Source organism: Lentzea aerocolonigenes, assembly GCF_000955955.1.
GTDB classification, from domain to species: domain Bacteria; phylum Actinomycetota; class Actinomycetes; order Mycobacteriales; family Pseudonocardiaceae; genus Lentzea; species Lentzea aerocolonigenes_A.
In genome coordinates this window covers 1-13,399 of record NZ_JYJG01000099.1, presented here as the reverse complement: position 1 = coordinate 13,399, position 13,399 = coordinate 1, and the positions used below count along the sequence as shown (strand labels likewise).

15 protein-coding genes are annotated in these 13,399 nt (G+C 67.4%); 10 read left to right on the top strand and 5 right to left on the bottom strand.

Annotated elements, in window-relative coordinates:
* The first annotated feature begins 3 nt into the window (after positions 1-3).
* Together UK23_RS52670 and UK23_RS16085 are read left to right on the top strand one after the other, a co-directional pair.
* On the top strand, positions 4-456 hold the full coding sequence (locus UK23_RS52670) for a hypothetical protein (protein ID WP_196777758.1): 453 nt from the start codon (positions 4-6) through the stop codon (positions 454-456).
* A gap of 81 nt (positions 457-537) precedes the next feature.
* Positions 538-1,350: a DNA/RNA non-specific endonuclease gene (locus tag UK23_RS16085; protein ID WP_045312336.1), complete on the top strand. Its 813-nt coding sequence runs from the start codon at positions 538-540 to the stop codon at positions 1,348-1,350.
* Between the two features lie 6 nt (positions 1,351-1,356).
* Here UK23_RS16085 and UK23_RS16080 read toward each other — a convergent pair whose 3' ends face one another.
* Positions 1,357-2,319: a hypothetical protein gene (locus UK23_RS16080; RefSeq protein ID WP_156213145.1), complete on the bottom strand. Its 963-nt coding sequence runs from the start codon at positions 2,317-2,319 to the stop codon at positions 1,357-1,359.
* Between the two features lie 59 nt (positions 2,320-2,378).
* Here UK23_RS16080 and UK23_RS16075 point away from each other — a divergent pair, with 59 nt between their 5' ends.
* Positions 2,379-2,627, top strand: a complete 249-nt coding sequence (locus UK23_RS16075) for a hypothetical protein (protein WP_045312334.1) — start codon at positions 2,379-2,381, stop codon at positions 2,625-2,627.
* A 162-nt stretch (positions 2,628-2,789) separates the two neighbouring features.
* Here the strand turns inward: UK23_RS16075 and UK23_RS48695 are convergent, their stop codons facing one another.
* On the bottom strand, positions 2,790-4,709 hold the full coding sequence (locus tag UK23_RS48695) for a helicase-associated domain-containing protein (protein ID WP_052684708.1): 1,920 nt from the start codon (positions 4,707-4,709) through the stop codon (positions 2,790-2,792).
* Between the two features lie 75 nt (positions 4,710-4,784).
* Between UK23_RS48695 and UK23_RS16065 the strand changes: the two genes are divergently transcribed.
* Positions 4,785-5,432 carry a DUF2461 domain-containing protein gene (locus UK23_RS16065; RefSeq protein ID WP_045312333.1) on the top strand — a complete coding sequence of 216 codons (648 nt, stop codon included), beginning with the start codon at positions 4,785-4,787 and terminating at the stop codon, positions 5,430-5,432.
* Here the strand turns inward: UK23_RS16065 and UK23_RS16060 are convergent.
* A complete protein-coding gene (locus tag UK23_RS16060; protein ID WP_045312332.1) occupies positions 5,380-5,724 on the bottom strand; it encodes a VanZ family protein in 345 nt (114 codons plus the stop codon). The genes UK23_RS16065 and UK23_RS16060 overlap by 53 nt on opposite strands.
* Positions 5,725-5,788: 64 nt before the next feature.
* Between UK23_RS16060 and pyk the strand changes: the two genes are divergently transcribed.
* The 3 genes from pyk (at position 5,789) to UK23_RS16045 (ending at position 8,534) form a co-directional block, all read left to right on the top strand.
* A complete protein-coding gene (pyk, locus tag UK23_RS16055; protein WP_045312331.1) occupies positions 5,789-7,213 on the top strand; it encodes a pyruvate kinase in 1,425 nt (474 codons plus the stop codon).
* Positions 7,214-7,330: 117 nt separating this feature from the next.
* Positions 7,331-8,230, top strand: a complete 900-nt coding sequence (gene tesB, locus UK23_RS16050; RefSeq protein ID WP_045312330.1) for an acyl-CoA thioesterase II — start codon at positions 7,331-7,333, stop codon at positions 8,228-8,230.
* Positions 8,220-8,534, top strand: a complete 315-nt coding sequence (locus UK23_RS16045) for a hypothetical protein (protein ID WP_045312329.1) — start codon at positions 8,220-8,222, stop codon at positions 8,532-8,534. The genes tesB and UK23_RS16045 overlap by 11 nt, the downstream gene beginning before the upstream one ends.
* 288 nt (positions 8,535-8,822) lie before the next feature.
* Here UK23_RS16045 and UK23_RS16040 read toward each other — a convergent pair whose 3' ends face one another.
* The gene (locus tag UK23_RS16040; RefSeq protein WP_045312328.1) at positions 8,823-9,329 is read right to left on the bottom strand and encodes an Lrp/AsnC family transcriptional regulator; all 507 of its coding nucleotides are present in this window, start codon (positions 9,327-9,329) and stop codon (positions 8,823-8,825) included.
* A gap of 59 nt (positions 9,330-9,388) precedes the next feature.
* Between UK23_RS16040 and UK23_RS16035 the strand changes: the two genes are divergently transcribed.
* The gene (locus UK23_RS16035) at positions 9,389-9,979 is read left to right on the top strand and encodes a LysE family translocator (protein WP_045312327.1); all 591 of its coding nucleotides are present in this window, start codon (positions 9,389-9,391) and stop codon (positions 9,977-9,979) included.
* On the opposite strand, the gene UK23_RS16030 is transcribed toward UK23_RS16035, so the two are convergent.
* Positions 9,976-10,263 carry a DUF2218 domain-containing protein gene (locus UK23_RS16030; RefSeq protein WP_045312376.1) on the bottom strand — a complete coding sequence of 96 codons (288 nt, stop codon included), beginning with the start codon at positions 10,261-10,263 and terminating at the stop codon, positions 9,976-9,978. The two genes, UK23_RS16035 and UK23_RS16030, sit on opposite strands and share 4 nt — an antisense overlap.
* A gap of 122 nt (positions 10,264-10,385) precedes the next feature.
* Here UK23_RS16030 and gndA point away from each other — a divergent pair, with 122 nt between their 5' ends.
* The gene (gene gndA, locus UK23_RS16025; protein ID WP_045312326.1) at positions 10,386-11,816 is read left to right on the top strand and encodes an NADP-dependent phosphogluconate dehydrogenase; all 1,431 of its coding nucleotides are present in this window, start codon (positions 10,386-10,388) and stop codon (positions 11,814-11,816) included.
* Positions 11,813-13,357 (top strand): D-alanyl-D-alanine carboxypeptidase/D-alanyl-D-alanine-endopeptidase, encoded by a 1,545-nt coding sequence (dacB, locus tag UK23_RS16020; protein WP_196777757.1) that lies wholly within the window; start codon positions 11,813-11,815, stop codon positions 13,355-13,357. Before gndA ends, dacB begins: the two co-directional genes overlap by 4 nt.
* Positions 13,358-13,399: the final 42 nt, after the last annotated feature.

Below are 13,399 nucleotides of genomic sequence, written 5' to 3'. Positions count from 1 at the left end.
AACATGCGTGCACGTATGGGAATTCTGCTGCTGCCCGCCCTGCTCGCGGGTCTCGCTGCCTGCGGAAACGAGGCGCCGCAAGCAACTCCGCAACAGGTTGCCCCTGCCAACGTCGAGGTGAAGATCGCGCAGTCCGACCTCGGGCCCATCCTGGTCGACCAAACGGGACGGACGCTCTACGCATTCACCAAGGATGAAAACAAGTCCAGCGCGTGCGACGCCGACTGCATCGCGGTCTGGCCCGCGCTCACCGCGCAGTCCGAAGTGGATGCCAAGGACGGCGCGGACATGAGCCTCGTCTCGCGGGTCGACGAGAGCTCGCAGGCCGTGTACGGAAAGTGGCCGCTCTATTACTACGTGGGAGACCAGGTCGCCGGTGACCTGAACGGCCAGGGCGTCGACGACGAGTGGTTCGCGATCGCGCCGGACGGCAAACTGGTCAAGAAGACCTCGTGAACACTGGGCCGTTCGGGTGTATCCGGCTAACGGCCCTGCTACCTCTGTCGACCCTGCAGGTGAACCAGTAGGGGGCGACACATGACCAGCGCAGGTTTTGACGCGAAGTTCCTCGGCACCGCCGCGGGACTCCCGACGCTGACCGAGACCGGGGCCGACGACGCGGTCGAGCTGAACGGCTCGACCACGATCGACTACACGCACTTCTCGCTCGCGCTCAGCAAGTCGCGCAGGTTCGCGATCTGGGTCGCGTGGAACATCGACGGCGGCGAGATGAAGGCGTTGAGCCGCAGCAACATCCCGTTCATCAAGGACCCCAGGGTTCCTGCCGAGTTCCAGACCGGCGACGAGCTCTACCGCGACAACAGGCTCGACCGCGGGCACCTCGCGCGCCGGGCGGACCTGTGCTGGGGCCCGAAGGCAGAGGCGCAGAGGGCGAACAAGGACTCGTTCTTCTTCACGAACATCACGCCGCAGATGGACGACTTCAACCAGAGCACGAAGGAAGGGCTCTGGGGCAGGCTCGAGGACGCGGTGCTCGCGGACGTCGACGTCGACAACCTCAAGGTCAGCGTCTACGGCGGGCCGGTCTTCAACGCCGACGACAGGGTGTTCCGCGGTGTGCCGATCCCGCGTGAGTTCTACAAGGCGATCGCGTTCGTGGTGGACGGCGAGCTGCGCTGCAGCGCGTTCCTGCTCACGCAGAACCTCGTCCTGGCCGAAGCGCTCGACCTCGACGAGTTCCGCGTGTTCCAGGTGTCGGTGGCGGAGCTGGAGAAGCGGGTGAACTTCACCTTCCCGGCCGAGCTGCACACCGCCGACACGGCTGCCGTCCAGCTGCTGGACGAGTCCGAGCGCAAGCCGTTGAACAGCCTCGCCGAGATTCAGTGGTGACCGGCGTCAAGTGGTGATGCGCACGCCTGGTAGCTCCTGACGCAGTTCTTCCAGCCGGGCCAACGATTCCGGCTGGTGCACGACGAGATGTTCCAACGCCGGCAGCACGCGCAGATCTGCTGCCGGCGGCACGCCGAACACCTCGAGCACGGCGATGGCCGGCCACCGTTCCAATCCTGCCAACGAGTAGGGCGGGCGGTGGTCGATCACCAGCTCGCGCAACGCGGGCAATGCCGGCAGCGCGGCCAGCCCGTCGTCGGTGGCCGAGTCACGGATCCGCAGGCGCCGCAGCGTTCCGCCCTCCAACGACTCCAGCTCGACTCGGCTGAAGTGCAGGTGCAACTCGTCGAGGTTCCTCACCGGAGCCAGGTCGATCCGCCCGAGCGGACGGCACCGGCTCAGGTGCAGCTCCATCAGCGATGCCGACAGAGCCAGTGGCGAGAGGTCGCGCATGACCTCGTTCTGCCACAGTTCCAACCGGTGCAGCGCGGGCATCGAGCCCAGCGGGTCGAGCGGGTTGATGTTGCCGATGCACCGCACGTGCCGCAGTTTCGCCAGGTGCATGATGAACTGGATCCGGTGCCAGCCACGCACGTCGACGCGCCGATCGCCGAAGTCCACTTTGGACAGCACAGTTTTGGCGTAGTTCTCGGCATCCGGCGTGTTCCGCCACGCGCGGAGCAGCTCGTCGATCACCATCGCGTGATCCACCGCCGCGAACTCCGCGATCCGCTCCCACGCACCCTCGCCGCCGATGTTCGCCAGCGTCCGCACGATGTACGCGGCCTCCTCGGTCGCCTCTGGGCCGGGCAGCAGGTCCACGACGAACGACCCGGTCTCGGACAACGCGTCGGCGTGCGCGAAGCTCTTCGGCGGGATCAGCGAGGCGGTGCCACGGCATCCGCGGTCGCCCGGCCGATCCGGAACATCTCCACCGCGAGCCGCCGCGCGTACTCCGGCTGCGACCACACCAGTTCGACGACCGCGACACACACTCGCAGCAGCAACGCGTCGTAGACCGCCGTCGCGTGGTCGGACGGCCCGCCGCCCGCCGGATCTTCGCCGACTTGGACATCACGTGGTTCCGCAACGACTCGGGCGTCAGCATCACCCGCAACGCCTCGTCGTCGCGCAACGGCAGCGACGCCTCGAGGGACTCCCGGACCGCGTCGACCGCGGCCTGCCACTCGTGCTGCTCGACCGCGCTCAGCTCACCACGCGCGAGCTCCGCGCTGACCCGCTCGACCAGCGGTCCCGGCCTGGTCAGCTCGCGTTGACGTTTCTTGTCCCTGGAGCCTTTGTGCACGACGTCGAAGAGACCGACCAGAACGCGCTCCAGCACGGTCTCCAGCACCATCAGCAGTCCGGCGGAAAACGGATCGGCCACACTTCCAGTATCAGCACGTGATCACCGGAGTTGGTGAGACTTCATCCGCTGTTCATGCGTGGGCCGCGACCTTGCGGACGTGACCGATGACGAACTCGCGCGTCGACCCGTCCTCGCAGTCCGCGGTCAGCACGCCTTCCAGATGCTTGGCCGGCGTGATCACGTGTGTCTCCAGCTGCCGCGGCCCGCTCGCGTACCTGATCTCGACGGGGCTGCCGTCCACCAGAGCGGACGCCAGGATCAGCACTTCCTCGTCGCGCAGGACGACGTTCTGGTCGCGCAGCATCCGCGCCGCGTTGGCACGCGGGGTGCCCCGGCCGACGGTCGGCCGTTCCTGCTCGACCAGCCTGATCGCGAGCTGGGTCAGCTCCAGGTCGTCCAGCTCGGTCCGCCACCACCGGTCCGGCCTGCGTTCCCCGCGAGCCGGTGCGCTGCGCCGCCCTACATGCTCCACAATGGACTGATCGCCCGCGTCGAGCCCGGTCGGCGCGTATCCGGCCCTGCGCAGGGCCGCCAGCGTCTCCGCCATCGGTTGCGCCGACGCGAGCACGGTCGGTGCCAGGAACCGCAGCTTCAACGACCCCAGCCGCTTCGACTTCACGATCTCCTGCAGCAGCATCGGATCCTCGGCCCGCACGCAGCTCGCCACGTCCGTCACCGTCAGATGGCCGTGCCTGCGCGCCACGTCCTGCACCTGGTACTCGATCACCTGCGGCAACGGTGCGTCCGACACGGCCGCGAGCTTCGCGAGCACATCTTCCGCGGTCAGGCCGGTGTCCAACGCGCGCCGCACCGATCCGGCGGACAGGCGCCACACCCGTGCGGCGTCGTTGTCCTCCAGGTCCGCCACCAGGTTCAGCGTCGCGCTCAACTCCGGCGACGGGAGCCCGTTCACCACCGCGGTCATGTCCGTCTGGAACGCGGCCTTCTCAGCCGCAGGTGGCATCAGTTCGGCTGCCGCAGCGTCGATGTCACCGCTGTTCAGCACTGCGGCACCTAACGGCGTCAGCGCGCCGCCCGCGATCAGCCCGAGCGACTCCATCTCGCCCATCACCGCGGCCGTCGCGCGCAGATCCTGCACCGCCGGCCGCTCCCACACCAGGTCGGCGACAAGTTCGTCGAGGTCGGTGAAGGCTTCGTCGGCCGAGAACCGCTCCAGCGCGGTACGCCTGAGAGCCAGCCCGGCCGCTCCCGTGTAGTCGCGCAACGCCGCCCGTGCCTGGTCCGGCTCCGGCCGCCAGTCCATCCGCTGCCACGCCTTGACCAGCGCCGCGAGCCGCGCACCGGGAGCCGAGCCGAGCCAGGAGTCCGCGTGCTTGGTCGGCAGCAGCCGCGCGCGTTCGATGCCGATCAGTTGCGCCTCGACCGCGAGCTCCAGCCAGAGCCGCAGCACGCCGTCCCCGACCCGCAGGGCCCGCGCGACCCGCCGGATCTCGACCGTCGCGACGCCGCCGGTGTAGCGGGCGTCGAAGCTGTCCTGCTCGCAGTGCGCCAGCAGCCGCGCCACACCGTCCACAGTGGACATGGCGGCGACCACTGGGGACACCCCGGACGCTTTGCGCCGCACCGGCTTCTTCGGCCGCAAGGTGAGCTGGTCGTGCTGCGCGCCGGTCGCCCGCACCGAGTTCACCGCGATGAGCCTGGCCCCGTCCGGCCACGCCAGCGCACGTTCCTTGAGCTGCCCGAAGGCCCGTTCGAAGTCGTCGATGGTGCAGCGCAGATCGGCGCACACCGTGTCGACCGTGCCGGCGTTGCCCTGCGCCACGATCGCGCCGAGCACGTCCACCGCGCCCTGGTCGAGCGTGTCCTCGACCAGGTGCACCGAATCGGCGTCGGTGAGCTGCGTCGCGAGGTCCTTCAACGTGCGGATGTAGCGATCCGCCACGTCCCGGCGGTGCACGAGTATCGCCGCCACCTCGTCCGCCTCGAGTGTGTGAAGCCAGGTCGCGAGCGCGTTGATACGGCGGGCCATTCATCTGATTATGGCCTTGGTTATGTGCACTCAAACGAATTTCACGCGCTTGGGCGATGAAACTAGGCTGACTCGGTGACGTTCACCGGCTTTGGCGAGTACGCCATCGACTTCTACGACGGCCTCGAGCTCGACAACTCGAAGGCCTACTGGGACGACAACAAGGAGACGTACCTGCGGGACGTGAAGGCGCCGATGGAGGCGTTGCTCGCGGACCTGGAGAAGGAGTTCGGCGAGGGCAAGGTGTTCCGGCCGTACCGGGACGTGCGGTTCTCCAAGGACAAGACGCCGTACAAGACCCATTGCGGTGGCGTCATCGAGAAGGGCCGCGGCGGCGGTGCCTACTACACGCAGATCAGCTCGGAGGGCCTCGCGACCGGCGGTGGTTCGTATCACATGGCCCCGGACCAGCTGGCTCGCTACCGCGCCTCGGTGGACGCGCACGGCGTGCTGCTGCGCAAGATCATCGACAAGCTGCTCAAGCAGGGCTGGTCGCTGCACGGTGACGTGATGAAGTCGAAGCCGCGCGGGATCGGCGACGACCACCCGCACCTCGACCTGCTCAAGCACAGGTCGATCTGGGTGCGGAAGGTCTGGGAGCCGGACGACGTGCTGCACGAGCCGGCGTGCCTCGACCGGGTGCGGAAGTCGTGGCGGCAGCTCAGGGACTTCAACGCGTGGTGCGAGGACCATGTCGGCGTGAGCGAATCGCCGAGGCGATAGCCCAGCCGAGGCCGATCCCGGCGACGTCAACCAGCGCGTCGAGCACGTCGCCGCTGCGGTGCAGTGGCGTGATGAGGTGCTGGAGCACTTCCGAAATGCCTGCGTAGGCGACGAGCCAGAGCAGAACGCGAGAAATATTCGCGTATAGGCCTGTGTACGCGAGCAGGGCGAACAGCAGCGTGTGCACCACCTTGTCCGTGCCGGGTGGCGAGCTCGGCACACCTGACTCGGGGGTGAACAACACGACGACGCTGAGCAACGCCGCGATCACGAACGGGAGTACTCGGCCCATTGTCAGAACATTACCGAGTGGTAGTTCGGGATCGGTCCAGGAAGGAGGTCTAGTCTCTACTGACGTGAGTCGACGCGCAAAGATCGTCTGTACCCTCGGTCCCGCCACTGGCACGCCGGACAAGGTCCGCGACCTGGTAGCGGCCGGTATGGACGTGGCCAGGATGAACTTCAGCCACGGCAGCCATGCCGACCACAAGCAGGTCTACGACATGGTCCGTGCGGCAGCCGACGAGTCGGGCCGCGCCGTGGGCATCCTCGCCGACCTCCAGGGCCCCAAGATCCGCCTCGGCCGTTTCGCCGCGGGTCCGGTCGACTGGAACACCGGCGACATCGTCCGCGTGACCGTCGAGGACGTCGAGGGCACGCACGACCGCGTGTCGACGACGTACAAGGAGCTCGCGAAGGACGCCAAGGTCGGCGACCGCCTGCTCGTGGACGACGGCAAGGTCGGCCTCGTGGTCGTCGAGGTCGAAGGATCCGACGTCGTGTGCGAGGTCACCGAGGGTGGACCCGTCAGCAACAACAAGGGCCTTTCGCTGCCCGGCATGGACGTCTCCGTGCCCGCCATGTCCGAGAAGGACATCGAGGACCTCGAGTTCGCGCTCTCGCTGGGCGTGGACTTCATCGCACTGTCGTTCGTGCGCTCGCCCGCGGACATCGACCTGGTCCACCAGGTCATGGACCGCGCGGGCAGCAAGCGCCTCCCGGTGATCGCGAAGATCGAGAAGCCGGAGGCCGTGGACAACCTCGAGGCCATCGTCCTCGCGTTCGACGGCGTCATGGTCGCCCGCGGTGACCTGGGCGTCGAGCTGCCGCTGGAGCACGTGCCGCTGGTGCAGAAGCGGGCGATCCAGATCGCCCGCGAGAACGCCAAGCCGGTCATCGTCGCGACCCAGATGCTGGACTCGATGATCACCAACTCCCGCCCGACCCGCGCTGAGACGTCCGACGTCGCGAACGCGGTGCTGGACGGCGCGGACGCCCTGATGCTGTCCGGCGAGACCTCGGTCGGCCGCTACGCCATCGAGTCCGTGGAGACCATGGGCCGCATCATCGAGGCAGTCGAGACCGAGTCGGTCGTCGTGCCGCCGCTGACCCACGTCCCGCGCACCAAGCGAGGCGTGATCTCCTACGCGGCCCGCGACATCGGCGAGCGCCTCAACGCCAAGGCCCTGGTCGCCTTCACGCAGTCCGGTGACACCGTCCGCCGGCTGGCTCGTCTGCACACGCACCTGCCGCTGCTGGCGTTCACGCCGGAGCCGGCGGTGCGCTCGCAGCTGTCGCTGACGTGGGGCACCGAGACGTTCCTGGTGCCGAAGGTGGAGTCCACCGACGAGATGGTCCGCCAGGTCGACACGTCCATGCTGGAGATCGGTCGTTACACGGCCGGCGACCTCATGGTGGTCGTGGCCGGATCGCCTCCCGGCACCATTGGCTCGACGAACCTCATCCGGGTGCACCGGCTGGGGGAGGACGACCACGCGTAGTGGCTGGCCTCTCAGCCTGATGCGTCGTTGAAGCCGGCCTCGCCCCCTCATACTGGTTGAGGGCGCGGGGCCGCTGCCGTGTCCGACGACGACCGCGCCCATAGGGAGAGTTCTGCCGTGACTGAGGCCGCCCGTGCCGCTGCTTCCTCGCCTTCAGGCCTGAGCGGACAATCCGCAGTGGACGACCTGGTCGCGTTGCTCGACCTGGAACGCATCGAGGAGAACATCTTCCGAGGCGTGTCGCCCGCCGAGTCGCCGGTGCGCGTCTTCGGCGGCCAGGTGGCGGGCCAGGCCCTGGTCGCCGCGGGCCGGACCGTGCCTGTCGAACGTCGCGTGCACTCGTTGCACTCGTACTTCATCCGGCCCGGCGATCCGCGCGTGCCGATCGTGTACGAAGTGGACCGCATCCGGGATGGACGGTCCTTCACGACCCGGCGCGTGGTCGCCGTGCAGCACGGCAAGGCGATCTTCACCCTGTCCGCCTCCTTCCAGCTGGAGGAGCAGGGCAACGAGCACTCGTCCGAGATGCCTCCCGTGCCTTCTCCCGAGTCGCTGCCGACGTGGACCGAGCAGGCAGAGGGCTACCAGCTGCACTCGTCGAAGTTCCCGCGGCCGATCGACGTCCGGTACGTGACCGAGCCGCCGTGGGAGTCGCGTGAGGACGGTCCGGGCGAGGCCGCGTCGCGCGTGTGGATGAAGGCGGACGGCAAACTGCCGGACGACCCGATGCTGCACATCTGCGTGATGACCTACGCCTCGGACATGACGTTGCTGGACGGGGTTTTGGCCAAGCACGGCGTTTATTGGGGCCTGGACAAGGTTCTCGGTGCGTCTTTGGACCACGCGATGTGGTTCCACCGCCCGTTCCGCGCCGACGAGTGGCTGCTGTACGACACCTCCTCGCCTTCCGCCTCGGGGAACCGCGGGCTGGCGACCGGGCGGTTCTTCTCGCAGGACGGTCAGCTCGTGGCGACCGTGGTGCAGGAGGGGCTGATCCGGGTGCTGAATGACCGGTGAGGTCTGGCGGCTGCATCGGGGCGGTTTGGAAATCGCACGGCTCGTGGTGACCGGTGGGGACTTCCCGTGGATGCACGCCCGGGTCGAGACTCTGGCCGGGTTCGAGGAGTTCCGGCCGGTGTTCGCGGAACTGGAGCAGGCGCTCGACGCCGAGGAGTACGAGCGGGCCGACGTGCTCGACGGCCGGGTCCGCTCGCTGTTCACGATGACGTTTCCGGACGGGGAGCCGGTGGCGGAGTTCCTGCTGCGGATCTACGCGGACGGCACGGCCGGGTGGCGTTGGCACGACGAACCGTTCGACTGACGCTCGAACACTGTTCGAGTGATCAAGTCTGGTTCGTGATCGCTCACGCCTGTAGCGGTTGGATGTGTTGCCGCGACAGCTCGATGTGATCAGACGAACCGGAGCGGTGGCGACAGGGCTGTTGGCGGCGGCCGCAGTGGTGGGGTGCAGCAGTGCCGGCGACAGCGCGACTCCCACGCCCGCAGCGCCCACTACCACCACCAGCGTGGCGTCGGACAACTCTGCGCTGGAACAGCAGGTGCGCGAGTCAGGCGTGTGGCGGATCAGCGACTGCAGTTGACCAGGTGCTCACGCTTTGCGGCGCCGATGAGTCGGCCGCAGGTTCGCCGGCGGCGTCAACGCCCGAGTCTCCACCCGCTCCAGCACCACCGAACTCGTCAGGTTCCGCACCTCCGTCCGCGACGCGATCTTGTCCATCAGAAACGCCTGCAGATGCGTCGAATCCGCCACAGCGATGTGAATCAGGAAATCGGCCTGCCCGGACACGTGGAACACCGCCCGAGTCTCGGCCTGAGCCATCACGAACGCCCGAAACGCCGCCACCACGGGCCGAGTGTGAGGCCGCACGTTCACCGCCACCACAGCCTCCAGCGGCAACCCCGTCGTGGCCGGGTCGACAACGGCGTGGCACCCCGTGATCACGCCGAGTTCGCGCAACCGGCGGACCCGTTGCAGGCACGAGGAAGGCGCCAGGCCGACGATCTCCGCCAGTGCGCGGTTCGGCAGCGTCGCGTCGTTCTGCAACTCCTCCAGGATGTGCCAGTCGACCGAATCCAGTTCGGCTTGTTCGCGCATAAGCGAACATCGTACTGACCAGCTGGAATGCCGCAGAACAACGCACGACGATCACCGGCATGCACATCGCGTGGACGTCGTTCCTGGTTGCCCTGCTGATCATCATGATCGTGCCGGGGCCGGACTTCGTGCTGATCATGGGGAACGCGGTGCGCAGCCTCAAGAAAGGCACCGAGGCGGCTCTCGGAGTGATCACCGGGCTGCTCGTCCACGCCACGCTCGCCACGATCGGCCTGTCAGCGCTCGTGGCCGCGGTGCCGACCGCGCTGCTGGTGGTCAAGGTGATCGGCGCGCTCTACCTGGCCTACATCGGGTTCATGACCCTGAAAACAGCCAAAGCAGCGCAGCCGCAAGAACATCAGGGCAACGTGTTCCTGCGCGGCCTGCTGTGCGACCTGTTGAACCCCAAGGTGATGCTGACGTTCCTGAGCCTCATCCCGCAGGCGATGGACCCGAACAGCGCGCCGCTGCCCCAAGCCGCGCTGCTGAGCGCGGTCACGGTGGCGACCTTCGCGCTGTTCTGGGTCATCGTCGTGCCACTAGCGCGTCAGCTGGGGGCCGTCCTGAGCAAGCCCAAGATCCGGGCGACGTTCGAGCGGGTCTGTGGTACCGCTCTCATCGGGATGGCCGCTTCGGTCCTGGCGGCTTAGGACCAAGTCACGGTCAGCTCGTCCCGGGTCCCGAACCGGACCAGGTGCCGTTCCACGACGTCCTGCAGACGAGCCACGTCTTCCTCCGACGAACACACGACACGCATCACCAGGGCGTCGGACGAAGCCTCGAACTCCGCCAGCCCCAGAGAAAAGCGCACGAAGCCCCGAGTGTCCTCCCAGGACCCCTCGAGGTCCTTGTGCGTGAAGTGTTTCACCAGCTGCGAGCCGTACCTGGAGGCGCGGTCGGTCGCCGAGCGTCCCACGCTCGTGAATTCCGTCATGAAAGCCAACTTACGCCTAGCCATACGTACCGGCACGTGACGCGGTTCACCTGGCAAAACGGAGTCTGAGAACACCCTGTGACGTCTCGCGTAAACCTGAAGAACACGGCAGGCTGTCGCGTATGACGGAAGGCAAAGCACGTATCGCGGTCACCGGTCTCGCCACCATGGGCAGCAACCTCGCGCGCAACCTCGCGCGCCACGGCTTCAAAGTCGCCGTGCACAACCGGACGCCCGCGAAGATGAAGGCCCTGCTCGACGAGCACGGCCACGAGGGTGACTTCGTCGGCGCCGAGACGCTGCAGGATCTGGTGGACAGCCTGCAGACGCCGCGCCAGATCATCATCATGGTCAAGGCGGGTGGCCCCACCGACGCCGTCATCGACGAGCTGAGTGACATCCTCGAACCCGGCGACATGGTCATCGACGGCGGCAACGCCCACTTCAACGACACGCGCCGCCGCGAGGCCGCGTTGAAGGAGAAGGGGCTGCTGTTCGTCGGCGCCGGCATCTCCGGTGGCGAGGAGGGCGCGCTCAACGGGCCCAGCATCATGCCGGGTGGTCCCGCCGAGTCCTACAAGCACGTCGGACCGGTCTTCGAGGAGATCGCGGCCAAGGTGGACGGTCAGCCGTGCTGCGTGCACGTCGGGCCGGACGGCGCCGGGCACTTCGTGAAGATGGTGCACAACGGCATCGAGTACGCCGACATGCAGCTGATCGCCGAGGCGTTCGACCTGCTGAGCCGCGTCGGTGGGCAGACCCCGGCCGAGATCTCCGACGTGTTCACGCAGTGGAACTCCGGCGACCTGGAGTCGTACCTGGTCGAGATCACGGCAGAGGTGCTCAAGCACGTCGACGCGAGCGGAACTCCTCTCGTGCAGGTCATCGAGGACGCCGCCGAGCAGAAGGGCACCGGCCGCTGGACCGTGCAGGAGGCGCTGGAACTGGGCGTCCCGGTCACCGGTATCGCCGAGGCCGTGTTCGCGCGCAGCCTGAGCGGCCACACCGACCAGCGCAAGGCCGTGCGCGACGCGTTCGGTGCCCGCGAGGTCGTCGCGAAGCCCGACGCCGAACTGGTCGACGACGTGCGCCAGGCGCTCTACGCGTCGAAGGTCGTGGCGTACGCGCAGGGCTTCGACATGATCCGCGAGGCCTCGAAGAACTTCGACTGGGACATCGACCTCGGCGCCATGGCGACGATCTGGCGTGGCGGCTGCATCATCCGCGCGCAGTTCCTCAACCGCATTCGCGAGGCATACGACGCGAACCCGGATCTCGCGTCCTTGTTGGTGGACAACTACTTCCGCGACGCGGTGCAGAACGCTGAGGCCGCCTGGCGCAGGGTTGTGGTCCGTGCGGTCGAATCCGGTGTCCCGACTCCTGGCTTCGTGTCCGCTTTGGCCTATTACGACGGCCTTCGTTCCGAGCGGCTGCCCGCTGCTTTGGTTCAGGGACAACGGGACTTCTTCGGTGCCCACACGTACAGGCGGATTGATCGTCCAGGTAGCTTCCACACGTTGTGGTCGGGTGATCGATCAGAGGTGGAAGCGTGAAATTTCGAATTCTGGGGGCGGTCGTTGCTGCGGCGACAGGGTTGACCCTGACGTCCAGCGGCGGCGCGGTGGCCGTCGGAAACGAGGCACTGACCCGTGATCTCGACGCGATCCTGGCTGACGGCGGCCTCAAGGGCGCCGATGTCGGAATCACCGTGCGGGACGCGAACACCGGTGAGGTCGTCTACACCAGATCCGGTGGCAGGCGCTCGCAGGTGGGATCGAACCTGAAGGTGCTCACCACGACGTCTGCTCTCGATCTGCTCGGACCGGACTTCCGGTGGAAGACCGAGCTGCAGTCGTCGGGCGCTCAGAACGGGTCGACGCTGAACGGCGACCTCGTCCTGCGCGGTACCGGCGACCCGACGATGTCCGCGGCGCGTTACAAGGCGCTGGCGGACTCGTTGAAGGCCAAGGGTGTCACGTCGGTCAGCGGCGCGCTCGTGCTGGACGACACGGCGTTCGACTCCCAGCCCTACGGACTGGGCTGGGCGTGGGACGACGAGCCGTACGCGTACAGCGCGGTGACCTCGGCGCTGACGCTGTCGCCGGACGCGAAGTTCAGCGCCGGCACGGTGGTCGTCACCGCGTCGCCGGGTGCCTCTCCTGGCGCCCCGGCTCAAGTGAGCGTCTTCCCGCCGAACGACCAGTTGCAGATCGTGAACACGGCGACCACCGGCGACGACGGTGTGTCGATCGAGCGTGACCACGGCACGAACGTGGTCAGGGTCAGCGGTTCGACGACGTCCGACGCGTCGGCGCTCGTCACCGTCACGGACCCGACCGCTGTGGTCGGGTCGGTTTTCCGCAATGCACTGGAGCAGAACGGGATCCAGGTCCAGGGCGGGGTGCGCAAGGGCAAGGCGCCGCAGGGTGCCGCCGTCCTCGCGTCCGACCAGTCCATGACGCTGGGCCAGGTCATGAACCCGTTGCTCAAGAACAGCAACAACATGATCACCGAGGCGCTGGTCAAGACCGCGGGTGGCTCGTTCACCAACGGTGTCAACCAGCTCAGCCGCAAGTGGGCGGGCCTGGGCGTCGACGCGAACTGGGTCGAGATCTTCGACGGCTCCGGCATGTCCAGGATGGACGAGATCGCGCCGGACGACCTCGCGTCGATCTTCGTCAAGGCGAGGACCAAGCCGTGGTTCGGCGTCTGGCAGTCGTCGCTGCCGGTCGCCGGCCGGGACGGCACGCTGGTCAACCGCATGAAGGGCACCAAGGCCGAGGGCAACGTGGTGGCCAAGACCGGTTCGATGTCCGGCGTCTCGGCGCTGACCGGGTACGTCACCACGCAGGCCGGCCGGCAGCTGGTGTTCTCGATCGTGCAGAACAACCTGGTGTTGTGGTTCAACCCCAAGACGATCGAGGACCAGGTCGCTGTGCGCCTCGCGAACGACGGCGGCGCGCAGGTGATGAGCACGCCGACGCCGAAGACCCAGGCGGTGCCGCAGCAGCGCAAGGCTCCTGCGCAGAAGCCCACCAAGGTTCCGGCCAAGGAGCGCTTCGACGTCGAGTGCTCGTGGGTCAACGCCTGCTAGCAGTCCCGCTGGTTTGAGATGAAGGGAACCTTCATCCACGTC